Genomic DNA, 17,496 nt, shown 5'->3' with positions numbered 1-17,496 from the left:
ATACCCGGGAAGTCAAGGAAAGCAGGCGCTTCAACAGGCCTGAAGTTCATTGATAACGCAATTTTTGGATTAGTGCCATCTTTGTTGCGCGTTTGTCACAATTCCGGCAGCTAAATTGCGCCCAATCCGCTGATGTAACTTGCGAGTTTCGTGCCAGCGCCGATGAAATACATCGGGTCTATGGGATGTCCGTTCTCGCGCACTTCATAATGCAGATGTGTTCCTGTCGAGCGCCCCGTGCTGCCGGCAAGACCGATCGCATCACCGGCGCCGACCTTGTCGCCGACTTTGACGAGGACCTGTTCCATATGCCCATAGCGAGTGGAGATGCCGTCGCCGTGGTCGATTTCCACCATGTTGCCGTAGCCGCCGGTCCATCCAGCCGAAACCACCTTGCCGGGAGCGGTAGCCTTGATCTTCTCACCGGGACTGAAATGGAAATCCGTGCCGGTGTGAAGTGCCAGCGTGCCGAAGAATGGATCCTTGCGATTGCCAAAAGGACTGGTGACGAGCTTGCCCGGCGCCGGGTTGCGGAAGGGTAGGCTTTCGGCCGCCCCCCGAACTGTTTCCAGATGTGTCAGGGCGGTATCGAGTTCCGCCATGGATCGTTCGAACTGGTCGACATTTTCGGGAGGTGCGTAGGGACCGCCCACACCGTCATCCGCATCGTCACGCGCAATGCCGGCGACCTCGTTCGGCACTTTGATCCCGACATTCTGCATGATCGATTGGATTGAGGTGGCAGTTTCCGACGCATCGGCGGTGAGATTGTGGATGCGAGACAACTGATCCTGTTCGATATGCTTCAGCGACAGCGTCACCTTCGAGAAGACCCGATCGGCGCGGTCGGCAACGGTTTCGGGGGCAGGGACGTAGGCAAGCGTGGAGTTGTCGGGTGTCGCGTCAGCCGGCTTGCCGCTCATGAGAAGCTTTTCGATTGCCTTGGGTGACGTCAGCTGGGCATGTTCATTCTTTGGCGCAGCAGCGCCGGCATCCGGATGTGCGCTCTTGTCGGTCAGGCCGGAGTTCTCTGCCCGGTCGAGCAGAGTGCTGAGCTTGCCGTTGCGTGAGGAGAGTTGCTGCTGCTGTTCGATCAGCTTGTCGACCTTTTCCTCCACCACCTGCTGGTCCAGGAGCTGGCGAGAGGTGACGCGATCGACCTGGGCGCGCAGGGCGGCGATACGGTCTTCATAGTCATATTGCATGCGCGCCTGGCGGGCCATCGTCGCGCCGATCAGATCGTCACGCAGAACAAGATAGGACGTAGCAAGGAGATAGCCGATCGAAAAAATTCCGACCATGCAGACGGCAATAGCCGCCATCCATGGACGCACGGTCATATGGCGCACCGTATCGCCGCTGGCGAGGATGATGGTGTGATGTCGCCTTTGCTTGCCGAAAACCCGGTTCTGAGGCTTTGCTGTCACCGAGACTCTCCCAATCGGTGCCTTTTGGCACCCGATGGAAGTACACGGCATTATGGTTAATGAATGCTTTCTATGGCAGTATTAAATACCGGAAAAAGCCATTTTACGTTAGTATATCAAGCATTGCTTGTAGATGTCAGTGAACGGTAGAAAGAGGGTGTCAGTCCGGCTTCCGCCCGGGCGATATCGTTGAACGGTGCCTTCAGCGAGCCCCGAAAATTAGCGCGCACCAGCTCCTGAAAGGTTCGGGCCGGATCGCGCTTTTCCCGCGCGCACAGGAAGCGAAACCATTTCGCACCGACGGCAACATGGCCCTTCTCGTCATTATAGATGACGTCGAGTATGGCGGCGCTTTCGAGATCGCCGGTTTCGCGCATCTTTGCCTGAAGGGCCGGCGTCACGTCCAAACCTCTCGCTTCGAGGATCAAGGGCACGACTGCCAGGCGCGCGGTCAGATCGGTGCTGGTCGCATGGGCAGCCTGCCAGAGGCCATCATGGGCGGGCAGATCGCCGTAATCTGCGCCGAGTTCCCGCAAACGCGCCCGCACCATGCGAAAATGCTTGGCTTCTTCGAAGGCGACCTGCATCCAGCCGTCGAAGAAGGAATTGGGAACCGGGCCGGTTGCAAAGCGCGCGACAATGTCCAATGCGAGATCGACGGCATTCAGCTCAATATGGGCGATGGCATGCAGGAGCGCGATGCGGCCTTTCAGCGTATGCAGCGAGCGCTTCTCCATGTTTTTCGGCGGCACAAGCTCCGGCTTTTCGGGCCGACCGGGCCGATCGGCGAGCGGCGGGTCGAGCGGCGAACGCAGCGACAGGGAGCGGGCAAACCAACGTGTCGCCGATTCCTGGGCGAGCTCGGTCTTTATATCGAGATCGGCCGAACGGATGGCGGCGATGGCGCCGCCGCGCAGCGACGTGATGGGACTGCCGGACATGCCTTCAAAGTTCCTTGGCCGCAGCCAGAACGGCTTCGGCGTGTCCGGCGACCTTGACCTTGTCCCATATTGCAGCGATGCGCCCATCGGCGCCGATCAGGAAGGTCGAGCGCACCACACCCATATAGGTGCGGCCATACATGCTTTTTTCGCGCCAGACGCCATAGGCCATCGCCATGGTCTTTTCCTCGTCGGAGGCGAGCGGAACGGAAAGCGCGTGCTTCTTGACGAATTTGTCATGGCTTTTCACAGAATCCGGAGAGACGCCGAGGAGGGCGACACCGAGCTTTGCGAAATCGGCAGCAAGTGCCGTGAAGGTAATCGATTCCGTCGTGCAGGCGGTGGTGTCATCCTTGGGATAGAAATAGATCACCAACGGCTTGCCGGCAAAATCGGCAAGGTGAACGCGATCGCCACCATCGCGCGGAAGATCGAAATCCGGCGCCTTGTCACCGATGTTCAGTTGAATCGGAAAAACTTCCGCCACGGGAAAACCTTTCTTTTGCCGGTTTTTTAGATGACACTTGGGGTAAGGCATATATACTGCTCGCGTGTGCCGTCCAATGGGACGCAGCGTCACCAACAAAATTGTATAAGTGAAAGGCACGCGCGGGAGTGATCCGAGGCGAAAAGGTAACATTCCGCAAAAAGGATCTCGTGTCGCTCGACCATCTGCCGTCCGCTCAGGTCGAAGATCCGTTGATCGTGCACGTGCCGGAGCGCCGTCGACGCAGGCGATCGCATGTTTGGCATGTCTGCCGCATAACGCTGGTTTTCTTTGCGTTTCTCGCCATCATTCTCGGTGCCGTCATCGCGACCATCGAAGGCGGTATCTTCGATGCGCCGCTGTCACAGAAAGCGCAGACGGCTCTCGATCAGGCCATCGGCCCGCGTTACAAAGCAGAGGTCGGCGCGACCGTGATCCGATTTACCTCCGACCTGCGCCTGGCACTGGAGGCACGCGACGTCAATGTCGTCGATCAGGAGAGCGGCAAGCATCTGTCGACGATGTCAGCCGTCAATATGGAGCTGGACCCCTTGGCCCTCATCGAGGGCAGGGTGGAAGTGGCAAGTGTAGCGGCAGAGGGGATCGCGCTCGATACCTCACTGCTGCCGCAAGGCGACCCGGTGGATTTGACCGCCTTGCGCGTCGATGCTTTACCCAAGGCCTTGAATGCGGCCTTCGACAATCTCGATTTTCTCGAACACTTCGTCCAGCGCGGCGGCACGAATTCCGTGCGCATTTCCGGCTTCTCGATGAAGCTGGCGCGACAGGAGGGGGATCCGATCTCCCTCGTCGTCGACAACCTCACATTTGAGCGGGCGGCACCGAATTCTTTGCATTTATACGGCCAAGTCGCGCTCAACGGGTCCGTGGCGCTTCTGGATGTGAGGGCGGATCAAAACGAGACCGGTCACAGCTCGTCGCTGACGGCGAGGATATCGAATCTCGATCTCAAGCCACTCACGATGACCTATGACCCGAACGGGACGCCGCGACAGGGTCTGATGACCTTCGGAGACATCACGCTTTCGGCGGTCAAGGGCGAGGCAGGCATCGATCCGAAGCTGAGCGCCACCATCAATGTCCAGCCCGGCATCCTCTATATGGACCATGATATGCAGGAGTTGACGCAGGCCAATATCAACCTCGCCTACAACTTCGATCACCAGACTTTGGAGATTGCGCCGTCAAAAGCGCAGTTCCTCCGGACGATCGCGCCCTTTTCCGGCGCGGTCATCGATCTCGATCGTGTCGACGCCAGTGCAGGCAAGGGTTTCGGCATCGATTTCGTGATCAAGGACGGTGTTGCCGCTTCGTCCCTCTCGGGGGAAAAGCCTGTCAGCTTCGATGGCCGCGCCACAGGGCGGTTTTTTTCCGCAACGAAGGAATTCCAGTTCGACAATCTCGGCATATCGACGCCGCAAGGCGCCCTTTTCGGCTCTCTGCATATGAAACTCGGCGACAGCTCGCCGGAAATCAGTTTCGGCGGCCGGGCGGACAAACTCGACACAACTGTTGTCAAGCAGCTTTGGCCTTTCTGGATGGCTTCGAAACCCCGGGTCTGGGTCGAGGGCAATCTTTTCGGTGGCTCGGTGACCAATGCTGCCATATCGGTCTTCATTCCGGCCGGACGACTGCGAGAGGCATCGCAGACCGGCAAGCTGCAGCTTGGCAAAAACGAGCTGCATATCGCCTTCGACATAGATGGCGCACGGATGAACGTTCCCGGCGAAATTCCGCCGTTGCGCGATACCAAGGCCCATTTCGATCTGACCGGTCCGAATATGGTCGTCGATATCGCCACGGCCACGTCTTATTTCCCGACGGGCCGCACGATCACGCTGAGTGACAGCAGCTTCTCGATCCCGGCGACCTACGACAAGCCGCTGATGGCCGATCTTGATTTGACGATTTCAGGCTCCGGCGATGCGATCGGCGAACTTCTGACCTACAAACCTCTGGAGGTGCTGCAGCGGACCGAGTTCAAGCCGGAGGATTTCAACGGCAAGATCGTCGCCAAGGTCGATGCCAGGATAGGGCTCATCAAGGATCAGCAGCCGCCCCCGCCGGAGTGGCAGGCGAAGCTCAATCTCGACAATGTCGACCTGCTGAAGCCGATGAACAATCGCAAGATCGACAATCTGACGGGCGTGATCTCGGCCGATCCGCAATCCGTGCATCTGCAAGCCCAGGCCCAAATCGACAGTATTCCGGCCCAGATCGACATGGTGGAGCCGACCGACAGCAAATCGCCGGTCAAGCGCGCCCGCGTGATCACAGCAACGCTGACCGATGCGCAGCGCAACACCGTTCTGCCCGGACTTCGGGATATAGTTGATGGGCCTGTCAAAGTGGAGTTGACGCGCATCGACGACGACCGCCAGGGTGTCAAGGTCGATCTCGGCAAAGCGGCTCTGACCGTGCCGTGGGTCGGCTGGTCGAAGGGCAGCGGCATTGCGGCGACCGCGCAGTTCGAGGCTTCCGGTCCGGACAGCCAGACGACGCTCAAGAATTTCACGCTCAAGGGCGATGGGTTCGGCGCCAGCGGCGATCTTCTGATCAGCAAGGGGAGCCTCACCTCGGCAAGCTTCGACAGCGTGAAGCTCTCGGCGCTCGATGATTTTGCCCTCTCGCTGAAGCGGGGCAAGGGTGGCGGCTACGACGTGGCGATATCGGGCAATTCCGCCGACATACGTCCGATCCTCGCGCGCCTGAAGGCGTCCACATCGGGCGGTCAGCAGAGTTCGGACGGAGACGCTTCGGCGAGCGCGACCGTTCGCGCCAATCTCGACAAGGTCATCGGCTTCAACGATGAGACCATCGGCAATGTCAAGGGCGTCTATTCGATCGCCGGCGGCAAGACGACGGCTGCGGACTTTTCCGGTGTGACCCGTAGCGGCGAAGCGCTCGTTACCCAGATGAGCAAAGGCGCCAACGGCGTCATCCGTATCACGAGCGGCGATGCCGGTGCCGTTGCGCGTTTCACCGATCTCTACAGGCATCTGCAAGGTGGATTGCTCAATCTGTCGCTGCGCTCGATCGGGCAGGATGACTGGGACGGTTCGCTCGACATCCGCAACTTCTCCATCATCGACGACAAGAAACTCTCGACCATCGTATCGACGCCGAGCGGAAAGAACGGCAAGAGCCTGAATTCGGCCGTGAAGCAGAATATCGATACGCGTTCGCAGAATTTCGAGCGCGGCTTTGCGCGGCTGGTGATGCGCGATGGTGTGCTCTCCGTCGAAAATGGCGTGGTGCGCGGCGTACAGGTCGGAGCGACGTTCCAGGGCGTGCTGAAGGACGCCGATGGCAAGATGGACATGACGGGGACCTTCATGCCCGCCTATGGCCTGAACCGGCTGTTCGCGGAAGTTCCGATCGTCGGCTTCATCCTGGGCAATGGCAGCGATCGCGGCCTGATCGGCATTACCTTCAGATTGACTGGTACGATCGAGAAATCGAACCTGCAGATCAACCCTCTCTCGATCATCGCGCCAGGTGTTTTCAGGCAGATATTTGAGTACTGAAGCGGCGCGAAGCTGAGGCTGCCGCCTTTCGATAGCAGAGGCAGGGCAGATTATTTCTCTTCCGCCAGTCGCTCTCGTATGCGTTCCGGCCCGCCGTTCATGCGCCGTGCGAATGGTCGATCGGGGTCCACGATGCGCCAAAACGGAGCCGTGCCGTTTTGACTGATCTGTACCAAATGTCGCTGAACGGTGACAGGGCAGCAGGCATCGGCACCATATTGCCTGGCAAGCGCCTGTCTTACTCCCGCAATATCGGACAACCGACCCGGTGGCGCTGCCCAGAGGGCGCGGGCAAGCATCTCCTCGCTGGGAATCAACATGCTTTGCGTAAGGTTTCGGCCTTTGCGCCTCGTTTTGATCACCGGCAATTCATCCATAAGTCACCTCCGAGCGTGCGATCTGGACTGAGGACGAATAGGCGGGCCGTAATCCGACATCGGGATGAAAAAATCATCCGGCCAGCGGTGATAATGTTCTGCATCTGCACCGGCCCAAATGATAAAGCCGGCGCGAGGGCGCCGGCTCTCTTTGTTCTCTTTCTATTCGGACGCTCAAGCGGCCGGACGGATCAGGATGTGCTTCTTCTTGCCGAGAGAGAGCTTGATGACACCATCGGCTGTGACTTCGCCGGTGCCAATCACCTTGCGCTCGTCGCTGATGGCCTGATCGTTGATGCGTACTGCGCCGCCCTGAACATGGCGGCGAGCTTCGCCATTCGAACTGGCAAGACCGGCGCGCACGATCAGAGCCAGCAGGCCGATGCCAGCTTCGAGTTCGGAGGAGGGAACATCGATCGACGGAAGGTTTTCGGACAGGCCGCCTTCCTCGAAGGTCTTGCGTGCCGTTTCGGCTGCCTGTTCGGCTGCCGCGCGGCCGTGAAGGATCGCCGTGACTTCGGTCGCGAGGATCTTCTTGACCTCGTTGAGTTCGGAGCCTGCGATGGCTGAAAGCCGTGCGATTTCATCCATCGGCAACGTCGTGAACAGCTTGAGGAACCGCGGAACATCGGCATCCTCGGTGTTGCGCCAATACTGCCAGAAATCGTAGACCGGCAGCAGGTCGGCATTCAGCCAGACAGCGCCGGAAGCCGATTTGCCCATCTTGGCACCCGAAGAAGTGGTCAGCAGCGGCGAGGTCAGAGCAAAAAGCTGCTTCGTCCCCATGCGGTGACCGAGATCGATGCCGTTGACGATATTGCCCCACTGATCCGAGCCACCCATCTGCAGGCGGCAATCATAACGCTTGGCCAGTTCGACGAAGTCGTAGGCCTGCAGGATCATGTAGTTGAATTCGAGGAACGACAGCGACTGTTCGCGGTCAAGTCTCGTCTTCACGCTGTCGAAGGACAGCATGCGGTTGACCGAGAAATGACGGCCGACATCGCGCAGGAATTCAAGATAGTTCAGCGAGCGCAGCCATTCGGCATTGTTGATCATCAAGGCTGCGTTACTCGGCTTGTTGTAGTCGAGGTAGTTCGAGAAGCAGCGCTTGATCGAAGCGATATTGTCTTCGATCATGTCGATGGTCATCAATTTGCGGGCTTCCTCCTTGAAGGAGGGATCACCGACCATGCCGGTGCCGCCGCCCATCAAGGAGATCGGCCGATGGCCGGTCGCCTGCAGCCAGTGCAGCATCATGATCTGGGTGAGGTGGCCGACATGCAGGCTCGATGCCGTCGGATCATAGCCGATATAGGCCGTCACGGTTTCCTTGGCGAAGAGGTCGTCGAGGCCGGCTTCATCGGAAATCTGATGAATGAAGCCGCGCTCTTGCAGGGTTCGCAGGAAATCGGATTTGAACTCAGCCATGATCTTGGTCTCTCGATGCCGCAACTCTGGAAGGCGCGGCGAAGTCGCTATTGTTTGATGTCGCGGGGCGCGTTTATCACCGATTTACCGGCGCGTCACCATTTTGGTGGGGAGGACGACAAGTTTCGGCGCCAGCGGGATGTGTAAACGAGCGTTTCTGAACGTCAATAGATCGTAACATCGCCGCGAAGCCGCCGGGAATAAGTCGCGCATTCGCCCGAATCAAATCCTAATGATTTCCTGTTGATCCCGTACGCACCTCATGTTTCGTGAAAGAAACCGGTATGTCGCCTCTGCTTTCGAAGATGGGATTGTCATCCAAAAAGACGATCTGGGCTTTTTTTGCCATGATGTTGGTTTTGGCCGGTATCGCTGCTGCGAATCCGGCCGAAGCTCAAGGTTCCCCTGAAAAGAGAATAGCGCTTGTCGTGGGTAACGCCGCCTACACGGTGGGTGCGCTTCCGACGCCGGCCAACGATGCCGGCCTGATCGCGCAGACGCTGCAGGCTGCGGGCTTCGATGTGATCGGCGCGCGCGACCTCGACCAGAACGGGTTGCGCGACGCGATGCGCGACTTTCTGACGAAAGCCAACGCGTCAGGTCCCAATACCGTCGTCTTCGTCTACCTGGCGGGCTATGGCGTGCAATATCAGGGCGACAATTATTTCGTGCCTGTCGATGCACAGATCGCCAATGCCACGGATGTCCCCGTCCAGGCAGTCCGCGTGAGCGACTTCACCAAATCGCTGTCCGCCATTAACAATCGTGGCAGCATCGTCGTGCTGGATGGGGCGAGGGCCAATCCGTTCGTGCAGTCCAATCAGCCGCTGGCCGGCGGTCTGGCGCTGGTCGATCCCGACGTCAACCAGCTGATTGCCTTCAATGCGGCGCCTGGCACGGTCGCACCGCAGGAGGCCGGTCCGTATGGTTCCTATGCGCATGCGCTGGCGGAGATGATCCGTGTTGGCGGCCTTTCGCTTGATGACGTCTTCGATCGCACACGGTTGCGGGTCGGCGACTTGACCAAGGGCGCCGAGATTTCCTGGGACGCCTCCAAGTTCAAGAATGCCTTTACCTTCTTCGATCGTGGTCCGAATGCACCGGCTGCTGCGGTGTCGAGCACCGAGGATGTGGCAAACCGGACGAAGCCCATTCGCGATTTCGACGAGCGTGATGCCTATTTCGCCGCGCTCGATCGCGACACGCTGCAGGGCTATGAGGATTTTCTGGCCGCCTATCCGAACGACTCCATGGCAAGGCGTGTCCGCGCCATTGTCGCCGCCCGCCGCGAGGCTATCACCTGGCGCGAGACCTGGATTGCCGATACGCCTGAGGCCTATTGGTCTTATCTGAGGCGTTATCCGCGCGGTCCCCATGTGTGGGATGCCCGCCGCCGTCTCGAGCATTTCGAGGTAGCACTCGAGCCGCCGCCATCCTTCACCGTCATCGAGTATGATGTGCCGCCACCGCCACCGCCGGAAGTGGTCTATGTCGACCGTCCCGTGCTTTATTTTGATGATGCCGATTTCGGTTATGCCCCGCCGCCGCCCGTCGTTTTCCTTGCGCCACCGCCGCCGGATTTCATCGTGCTGCCGCCGCCGCAGCCCGCGGTCGATCTCTACGTGTTGCCGGCGCCGGTCTTCGTTCCGGTCCCTCAATGGGTCGAGCCGCCACGCGATATCGCGCCGCCGGAAAACAACATCATCTTTAACAACATCCACAATACGGTCGTGAACAATACGACGGTCATCAACAACAATACCACCGTTAACGAGAATGGTGCGGCACCTGCCACATCGGGGCTGACGACGGGCCAGAAACTCGCCGGTGCGGCTGTCATCGCCGGAGCAGGGGCTGCAGCACTGCATGTTGCCCTGCCGCCATCGGTACAGAAGAAGGCGGCAGTTCTGCAGAAGCAAAATCCCGCCGCGGCCGCCAAGACGGTGCCTGGAGCCGCTCCGGCGGTTACGCCTTCAGCCCAGCCACAAGGCGGAAATGCTGCTGCCCATGTGCTTCCCGGCACCAATGGCCAGCCGCTGCCGGCTGGTGGCAAGCTGCCTGTCAATCCGGGAGCCGCTCAGACGAAGCCGGGGCAATCGCCACAAGCTGCGCCGAATGCGGTGCATAATCCGGCTGTTGCGACTCAACCTGCCCAGCAAGGCACAAATGCCAATGCGCACACGCTTCCCGGCGCGAATGGTCAGCCTTTGCCAGCCACGGGCAAGCCAGCCAACCCTGGCGCGGCTCAGACGAAACAGGCTCAACAGCCTCAGACCACGCCGAACGCCAAAGCCCATGCGCTTCCCGGCGCGAAGGGACAACCGCTGCCGGCGGTTGGCAATGCACCTACCGTGAAGGGGCAAAACCAGATTGCCAAGACCCCGGCACCCCAAGCAGCGCCGAGCGGCAAACCAAATCCGGTTGCCGCTGCACCGAAGCCCAATGCGCATGCCCCAGCAGCGCCGGCCGTCGCCGCCAGAACGCCGGCGAAGCCCAAGGCGGTCCCCAGCAACCAAGCTCGGGTCAACAGTCAGCCTCATGTCGCTGCCGCCCCGCCCCGGCAAGCCAATCCGGCTCCTGCACAGCCCAAACCCGCGCCCCATGTAGTGGCACAGGCACCCAAGCCACAGGCTCAACCGAAGCCGCAACCGCAGCCGAAGGTCGTGCAGCAGCAGGTGAAGAGACCACCTCCGCCTCCGCCGCAGAAGCCTCCGGAAAAGAAGAAGTGCGGCGCACCCGGCCTGCCGGCATGTCACTGACCGATAATACCAAGCGGTAATCTGGAGGCCCGCTTCGGCAGGCCTTCCCATTCAATATCGTCGCTTGACCGGCTTGTTGAATTCAGGCCGAGTGGTTAGCACTGAGCCGCCGGTTGTCAATCGGCGCTGGCATGCACGTTACGGCAAGCCGCAGATCCATCACGAAAACAGGCAGGCAGATGAGTGACACCATCATACTCGAAACCCCGCGCCTCGTTCTGACGATGTGGGACAAGGGTGATGCCGAAGTGATTCGGCAATTGCATTCGACCATCGAGACCACGCGCTATCTCTCGGGTGCGGCGCCTTGGACGCTGGAAAAGGCCGAGGAACGGCTGAAAAGCTGGTTCGATGAACAAGCGCGAGATGGCACGACCAAATACAAGATGCTGCGGCGTGATGACGGCCGCTTTATCGGCCGCGCCGGCTTCTCACGTTTTTATCGGGAAAGCGGTAGGGGCGAGTTCGAACTCGGCTATTCCATTCAGAAGGATGCCTGGGGCAATGGCTATGCGACGGAAATTGCCGGCGCATTGGCGCAATGGTTCTTCAAGCGTGGTTTTGCCCGGCAATTCATCGCTTTCACGCATCCGCAGAACGTCGCATCGCAGCGTGTTTTGCGGAAGATCGGCATGCAGGAGCACCCGTCGATGACGATCGACGGGATCACTTGCCCGACGTTCAGAATGGCTCGATAAGGGCCGCGTCTTTATCGGATACGCTTGGCGGCCGGTTCCGGCACTAGTTCGCCATTCAGGCGACGGTCGAGATAGTCCTCGCATTCGCCGAGCAGCGTTTCGACCTGGCCGTTGAAGAAGTGATTGGCGCCTGGCACGACCTTGTGCGTGATCAGGATGCCCTTCTGTGTCTTCAGCTTCTCGACGAGGCCGTTGACGTCCTTTTCCGGGGCAACCTTGTCCGCATCGCCGTTGATGATCAGGCCGGACGACGGGCAGGGTGCGAGGAAGGAGAAATCGTAGATATTCGGCTGCGGCGCGATCGACATGAAACCTTCTATCTCGGGGCGACGCATCAGCAACTGCATGCCGATCCACGCACCGAATGAGTAACCGGCAACCCAACAGCTCTTCGAATCGGGATGGAGGCTCTGTACCCAGTCGAGTGCAGAGGCAGCATCGGAAAGCTCGCCGGCGCCGTGGTCAAATTCGCCCTGGCTGCGGCCGATGCCGCGGAAATTGAAGCGGAGCGTGGTGAAGCCGCGCTTCTGGAACATATAGAAGAGCTGGTAGACCACCTGATTGTTCATCGTGCCGCCGAACTGCGGATGGGGATGAAGAATAATCGCGATCGGGGCGCTCTTTTCCTTGGAGGGCTGATAGCGGCCTTCAAGGCGACCAGCGGGGCCGTTGAAAATTACTTCGGGCATCGATACTCCGGCTCTTCTTTTTCTGCGTTCAAACCTTACGGCACGCAGCAAGTTGACTTGACGAATGCGCTCATCTTTTCTAGAACGCAGTTTAGAACAATTCGAAACTTGATGCGGTGGTCCGCGCGTTGTTTGCGCAACGGTTTGTGGAACGTGTCATAAGGCATGCCCGGCTGAAATTTCAAGGAAAATGAACCGGGCGCAGCAAAGCAAGTCGCACAGGAAGAAGATTATGGCGGCAACACGCCTCTATCTCGACTGGAATGCTACCGCACCGCTCCATCCGGCGGCGCGCGATGCGATGTTGCGTGCTCTGGATATTCAAGGCAACCCCAATTCCGTTCACGGTGAAGGTAGGGCAGCTCGTGCAGCTGTCGAGACTGCACGTCGCCAGGTTGCAAGATTGACCGGCGCCGAATCCGCCCATGTCGTTTTTACGAGCGGCGCCACCGAAGCGGCCAATATGGTGCTGACGCCGGAATTCCGCATGGGGCGCACGCCGCTTCTCGTCAGCCATCTCTATATATCGGCCGTCGAGCATCCGGCCGTGCGCGAAGGTGGGCGATTTGCCAGGGATAATGTCAGCGAAATACCGGTAACGTCGGACGGTACGGTCGATCTTTTCGCGCTGGAGGCCATGCTTGCTGCCCACGACAAGGCCAGCGGCTTGCCAATGGTTGCCATCATGCTCGCGAATAACGAGACCGGGATTCTCCAGCCTGTCGGCGAAGCGGCCAAGCTCGTTCAGGCCGCGGGCGGCCTCTTCGTGGTGGATGCTGTCCAGGCAGCCGGCCGGGTGCCGCTCGATATCAATGCGATCGGCGCGGATTTCCTGATCGTCTCCTCGCACAAGATCGGCGGCCCCAAGGGTGCCGGCGCGCTCGTCTCTCGCGGCGAGGTGCTGATGCCGAAGCCGTTGATCCATGGCGGCGGACAGGAAAAGGGCCATCGCTCGGGTACGGAAAACACGCTTGCCATCATCGGCTTCGGTGCCGCTGCCGAGGCTGCTGCTGCAGACTTCGAGGTTCGCAATGCCGCGATCGGTTCCTTGCGCGACCGGCTGGAAGCGGGCATGGAACTGGCGGCACCCGATGTCATCATTCATGGCAAAGGCGGTGCACGCGTTCCGAATACCAGCTTCTTCACACTGCCGGGACTGAAATCCGAAACCGGCCAGATCGCCTTCGACCTCGAAGGTGTGGCGATTTCTGCCGGGTCCGCTTGTTCGTCCGGCAAGGTCGGAGAGAGCCATGTGCTCGTGGCGATGGGATGCGATCCCAAGCTCGGCGCGCTCCGTATTTCGCTGGGTCCGACCACGACCGAAGCGGATATCGATCGCGCTATCGCCGCGTTTGCCCGCATCGCGGGAAGGCGGAAGCTGGCGGGTGCGGCGGCCTAACGGCCACAATTTTGCGGAAACCGAAATTTCCGCTTGCCAAGCGGGGTGAAAAGTCCCTTTTGGCCGACTACATAGAGGGCAGACATAAGTCTGCCGCAACGTTGACAAGCTGCCGGACCTTGGATCCGGCGAGATTGGAGAACGAAATGCCTGCAGTCCAGGAAACGGTCGATCAGGTTCGCCAGATCGACGTGGACCAGTATAAGTATGGTTTCGAGACCACGATCGAGGTGGAAAAGGCTCCCAAGGGCCTTTCCGAAGATATCATCCGCTTCATCTCCGCCAAGAAGCAGGAGCCGGATTGGATGCTGGAATGGCGCCTCGAGGCCTATCGCCGCTGGTTGACGCTTGAAGAGCCCACATGGGCCCGCGTCGATTATCCGAAGATCGACTTCAACGACATTCATTATTATGCCGCCCCGAAGAAATTCGCCGGTCCGAAGTCGCTCGATGATGTCGACCCGGAACTGTTGAAGACCTATGAGAAGCTCGGCATTCCGCTGCGCGAGCAGGAGATTCTTGCCGGCGTCGAGAAGTCGAAGATTGCCGTTGACGCGGTGTTCGATTCCGTCTCGGTCGTCACCACCTTCAAGGAAGAGCTGAAGAAGGCCGGCGTGATCTTCATGTCGATTTCGGAAGCTATCCGAGAGCATCCGGATCTGGTGCGCAAGTACCTTGGCTCCGTCGTGCCGACCTCGGACAACTTCTATGCGACGCTGAATTCCGCGGTCTTTACTGACGGCTCGTTCGTCTTCGTGCCGAAGGGCGTTCGTTGCCCGATGGAACTGTCGACCTACTTCCGCATCAACGAGAAGAACACCGGCCAGTTCGAGCGCACGCTGATCATCGCCGAAGAGGGAGCCTATGTCTCCTATCTCGAAGGCTGCACGGCGCCGCAGCGCGATGAAAACCAGCTGCACGCTGCCGTCGTCGAACTAGTTGCGCTCGATGACGCTGAAATCAAATATTCGACGGTGCAGAACTGGTATCCGGGCGACAAGCACGGCAAGGGCGGCATCTACAATTTCGTCACCAAGCGTGGCGATTGCCGCGGCCATCGCTCCAAGATTTCCTGGACGCAGGTCGAGACCGGCTCTGCAATCACCTGGAAATATCCGTCTTGCATCCTGCGCGGCGACGACAGCCGCGGCGAGTTCTATTCGATTGCTGTTTCGAACGGCCATCAGCAGGTCGACAGCGGCACCAAGATGATCCATCTCGGCAAGAACACGTCGAGCCGCATCATCTCGAAGGGTATCGCCGCCGGCGTCTCGCAGAATACCTATCGCGGCCAGGTTTCGGCGCATCGCCGCGCGACCAATGCCCGAAACTTCACGCAGTGCGACTCGCTGCTGATCGGCGACAAGTGCGGCGCGCACACTGTGCCCTACATCGAGGCGAAGAACTCGTCCGCGCAGTTCGAGCATGAAGCCACAACCTCGAAGATTTCCGAAGATCAGCTGTTCTACTGCCTGCAGCGTGGCATTCCCGAGGAAGCGGCGATCGCACTGATCGTCAACGGCTTCGTCAAGGAAGTGCTGCAGGAACTGCCGATGGAATTTGCCGTCGAAGCGCAGAAGCTGATCGGCATTTCGCTCGAGGGCAGCGTCGGCTGACGCACACGAAACAGAATTAGCTTTGGCGCGCCACGCGCGCCGCACCTTCATTCCTGCGATAGGATACTCAAATGCTTGAAATCAAGAACCTGCACGCCCGTATCGCCGAAGACGGCACCGAGATCATCCGTGGCCTGAACCTGACCGTGAAGGCCGGTGAAGTTGCCGCCATCATGGGCCCGAACGGCTCCGGCAAGTCGACTCTCTCCTATATCCTCGCCGGCCGTGAGGACTATGAAGTCACCGAGGGTGACATCCTTTATAACGGCGAGAGCATTCTGGAACTCGACGCCGCCGAGCGTGCCGCCAAGGGCATCTTCCTGGCATTCCAGTATCCGGTCGAAATTCCCGGCGTTGCCACCATGCAGTTCCTCAAGGTTGCCCTGAACGAACAGCGCAAGGCACGCGGCGAAGACGAGCTGACGACGCCGGATTTCCTGCGCCGCGTCAAGGATGCTGCCGCCAAGCTGCAGATCAACATGGACATGCTGAAGCGGCCGCTGAACGTCGGCTTTTCCGGCGGTGAAAAGAAGCGCGCCGAAATCCTGCAGATGGCGCTCTTGGAGCCGCAGCTTTGCGTGCTCGACGAAACCGATTCCGGCCTCGACATCGACGCACTGAAGATCGTCGCCGACGGCGTCAATGCACTGCGCTCTCCCGACCGCGCCGTGATCGTCATCACCCACTACCAGCGCCTGCTCGACTATATCGTTCCGGACACCGTTCACGTCCTCTACAAGGGCCAGGTGATCAAGTCCGGCGACAAGACGCTGGCGCATGAGCTGGAAGCCAACGGCTACGCCGACATCATCGGAGCTGCAGCCTGATCGAGGCGGAAAGGACACGTCGATGAACATTCAGACGACGAACCGCCTCACCGCCGCGGAGACGGCGCTGATCGAGGCGTATAACGACCAGATGGGCGATCTGCCTGGCGATGGCGAAGTTTTCGCCGTCCGCGATCGCCTTCTGGACGAGCTCAAGAACGCCGGTCTGCCAACGCGCAGGATCGAGGCATGGCACTATACCGATTTCAAGAACCTGCTGCGCCTGGTTCCGAGCGATATCGGCAAGGGCCTCGTCGAGGCGCTGCCGCCGACGGTCGAAGGATCGCCTGTCATTGCCGTCCTTCAGGGCAAGGCAAGCGAGAAGGCCTCGGTCAAGAACCTGACGGTCGGCCGCTATGCTGACAGCCTGATCAACGGCACGGCTGCTGCCGGGCTCGAAGCGCTCGGCAGCGATGACGCTATCGGGCGTATCAATGCAAGCTTCGTGCGCGATGGCTATGTCATCGATTTCCCCGATGGCACAGAACTCGAAGCACCTCTGGAAGTGCAGTTCATCCATGCGGGCGGCCAGATCCACAGCCGTCTGCCGGTTACTTTCGGCGCTGACGTCAAGGCGACCTTTATCGAGCGCCATCAGGCGGTCGAAGGCGCTGCCGCGCTGGTTTCCTCGGTCAGCGAAGTCAAGATCGGCAAAGGTTCTGAAATCACCTGGATCATCCTGCAGGAGCAGGGCAGTGAAGACACCCATCTTGGCCAGCTTCGCATCGAGCTCGGAGAAGATGCCAAGCTGAAGCTGTTTGTCATCAACGCTGGCGGCAAGCTGGTGCGTCAGGAGCTGTATATCAAGGTCGTGGGCGAGGGCGCCGATCTGACGCTGCGCGGCATCAACCTGCTCGGCGGCGATACGCATACCGATGTGACGATGGTGCTTGGCCATGACGTTCCGAACACAGGTTCCACGGAAGTTATCCGCAACGTCGTGTTCGACCGCGCCCGCGGCGTCTTCCAGGGTATGATCCGGGTCGCACCGGATGCGCAGAAGACCGACGCCAAGATGGCCTGCAACACGCTGCTGATGTCCGACGATGCCGAGTTCTCGGTGAAGCCGGAGCTTGAAATCTTCGCCGATGACGTACAGTGCGGCCATGGTGCCACTGTCGCCGATATCGACGGCAACCATCTCTATTACCTGATGGCGCGCGGCATCCCGGAGAAGAAGGCACGGGCCATGCTGGTCAACGCCTTCGTGGCCGAGATCGTCGAGGAACTGGAAGACGAAGCCCTGGTCGAGGCGCTGGAAGGCGTCATCTCCGGCTGGCTGGAAAAGCACGCCTGA

13 protein-coding genes are annotated in these 17,496 nt (G+C 59.7%); 7 read left to right on the top strand and 6 right to left on the bottom strand.

Annotation, left to right across the window (positions count from 1 at the left end; translation table 11 throughout):
* Positions 1–110: 110 nt before the first annotated feature.
* The 3 genes from AC13RC_RS10100 to AC13RC_RS10090 form a co-directional block, all read right to left on the bottom strand.
* Positions 111–1,427: a peptidoglycan DD-metalloendopeptidase family protein gene (locus AC13RC_RS10100; protein ID WP_488557065.1), complete on the bottom strand. Its 1,317-nt coding sequence runs from the start codon at positions 1,425–1,427 to the stop codon at positions 111–113.
* A 116-nt stretch (positions 1,428–1,543) separates the two neighbouring features.
* On the bottom strand, positions 1,544–2,368 hold the full coding sequence (locus AC13RC_RS10095; protein WP_488557064.1) for a ferritin-like domain-containing protein: 825 nt from the start codon (positions 2,366–2,368) through the stop codon (positions 1,544–1,546).
* A gap of 4 nt (positions 2,369–2,372) precedes the next feature.
* Positions 2,373–2,855, bottom strand: coding sequence for a peroxiredoxin (locus tag AC13RC_RS10090; protein WP_488557063.1), 483 nt, complete (start codon positions 2,853–2,855; stop codon positions 2,373–2,375).
* 128 nt (positions 2,856–2,983) lie between these two features.
* Here AC13RC_RS10090 and AC13RC_RS10085 point away from each other — a divergent pair, with 128 nt between their 5' ends.
* Positions 2,984–6,403: a YhdP family protein gene (locus AC13RC_RS10085; RefSeq protein ID WP_488557062.1), complete on the top strand. Its 3,420-nt coding sequence runs from the start codon at positions 2,984–2,986 to the stop codon at positions 6,401–6,403.
* Between the two features lie 50 nt (positions 6,404–6,453).
* Here AC13RC_RS10085 and AC13RC_RS10080 read toward each other — a convergent pair whose 3' ends face one another.
* Positions 6,454–6,780: a hypothetical protein gene (locus AC13RC_RS10080; RefSeq protein WP_488557061.1), complete on the bottom strand. Its 327-nt coding sequence runs from the start codon at positions 6,778–6,780 to the stop codon at positions 6,454–6,456.
* 174 nt (positions 6,781–6,954) lie between these two features.
* Positions 6,955–8,211: a tyrosine--tRNA ligase gene (tyrS, locus tag AC13RC_RS10075; RefSeq protein WP_145317275.1), complete on the bottom strand. Its 1,257-nt coding sequence runs from the start codon at positions 8,209–8,211 to the stop codon at positions 6,955–6,957.
* A 284-nt stretch (positions 8,212–8,495) separates the two neighbouring features.
* Here tyrS and AC13RC_RS10070 point away from each other — a divergent pair, with 284 nt between their 5' ends.
* Together AC13RC_RS10070 and AC13RC_RS10065 are read left to right on the top strand one after the other, a co-directional pair.
* The gene (locus tag AC13RC_RS10070) at positions 8,496–10,970 is read left to right on the top strand and encodes a caspase family protein (RefSeq protein ID WP_488557060.1); all 2,475 of its coding nucleotides are present in this window, start codon (positions 8,496–8,498) and stop codon (positions 10,968–10,970) included.
* Positions 10,971–11,149: 179 nt separating this feature from the next.
* Complete coding sequence (locus tag AC13RC_RS10065; protein ID WP_488557059.1) at positions 11,150–11,668, top strand: GNAT family N-acetyltransferase; 519 nt, start codon at positions 11,150–11,152, stop codon at positions 11,666–11,668.
* An 11-nt stretch (positions 11,669–11,679) separates the two neighbouring features.
* Here the strand turns inward: AC13RC_RS10065 and AC13RC_RS10060 are convergent, their stop codons facing one another.
* Positions 11,680–12,357, bottom strand: coding sequence for an alpha/beta hydrolase (locus AC13RC_RS10060; RefSeq protein ID WP_004108794.1), 678 nt, complete (start codon positions 12,355–12,357; stop codon positions 11,680–11,682).
* A 232-nt stretch (positions 12,358–12,589) separates the two neighbouring features.
* On the opposite strand from AC13RC_RS10060, the gene AC13RC_RS10055 reads away from it, so the two are divergent.
* From AC13RC_RS10055 to sufD, 4 genes are all read left to right on the top strand, one after another.
* Positions 12,590–13,756, top strand: a complete 1,167-nt coding sequence (locus tag AC13RC_RS10055; RefSeq protein WP_488557058.1) for a cysteine desulfurase family protein — start codon at positions 12,590–12,592, stop codon at positions 13,754–13,756.
* 146 nt (positions 13,757–13,902) lie between these two features.
* On the top strand, positions 13,903–15,372 hold the full coding sequence (gene sufB, locus AC13RC_RS10050; RefSeq protein WP_069612982.1) for a Fe-S cluster assembly protein SufB: 1,470 nt from the start codon (positions 13,903–13,905) through the stop codon (positions 15,370–15,372).
* A gap of 71 nt (positions 15,373–15,443) precedes the next feature.
* Positions 15,444–16,199, top strand: a complete 756-nt coding sequence (gene sufC / locus AC13RC_RS10045; RefSeq protein WP_092716448.1) for a Fe-S cluster assembly ATPase SufC — start codon at positions 15,444–15,446, stop codon at positions 16,197–16,199.
* A 22-nt stretch (positions 16,200–16,221) separates the two neighbouring features.
* Entirely contained in the window at positions 16,222–17,496 is a 1,275-nt protein-coding gene (gene sufD / locus AC13RC_RS10040; RefSeq protein ID WP_488557057.1) for a Fe-S cluster assembly protein SufD, read from the top strand.

This window comes from Martinezella sp. CNPSo 3890, assembly GCF_057784455.1.
This window is presented reverse-complemented; position numbering and strand designations above follow the sequence as displayed.

Coding starts and splice junctions, on each gene's coding strand:
- tyrS (WP_145317275.1), bottom strand. CDS start 8,211: ATGGCTGAGTTCAAATCCGATTTCCTGCGAACCCTGCAAGAGCGCGGC.
- sufC (WP_092716448.1), top strand. CDS start 15,444: ATGCTTGAAATCAAGAACCTGCACGCCCGTATCGCCGAAGACGGCACC.
- AC13RC_RS10065 (WP_488557059.1), top strand. CDS start 11,150: ATGAGTGACACCATCATACTCGAAACCCCGCGCCTCGTTCTGACGATG.
- AC13RC_RS10095 (WP_488557064.1), bottom strand. CDS start 2,368: ATGTCCGGCAGTCCCATCACGTCGCTGCGCGGCGGCGCCATCGCCGCC.
- sufD (WP_488557057.1), top strand. CDS start 16,222: ATGAACATTCAGACGACGAACCGCCTCACCGCCGCGGAGACGGCGCTG.
- AC13RC_RS10070 (WP_488557060.1), top strand. CDS start 8,496: ATGTCGCCTCTGCTTTCGAAGATGGGATTGTCATCCAAAAAGACGATC.
- AC13RC_RS10055 (WP_488557058.1), top strand. CDS start 12,590: ATGGCGGCAACACGCCTCTATCTCGACTGGAATGCTACCGCACCGCTC.
- AC13RC_RS10080 (WP_488557061.1), bottom strand. CDS start 6,780: ATGGATGAATTGCCGGTGATCAAAACGAGGCGCAAAGGCCGAAACCTT.
- AC13RC_RS10060 (WP_004108794.1), bottom strand. CDS start 12,357: ATGCCCGAAGTAATTTTCAACGGCCCCGCTGGTCGCCTTGAAGGCCGC.
- sufB (WP_069612982.1), top strand. CDS start 13,903: ATGCCTGCAGTCCAGGAAACGGTCGATCAGGTTCGCCAGATCGACGTG.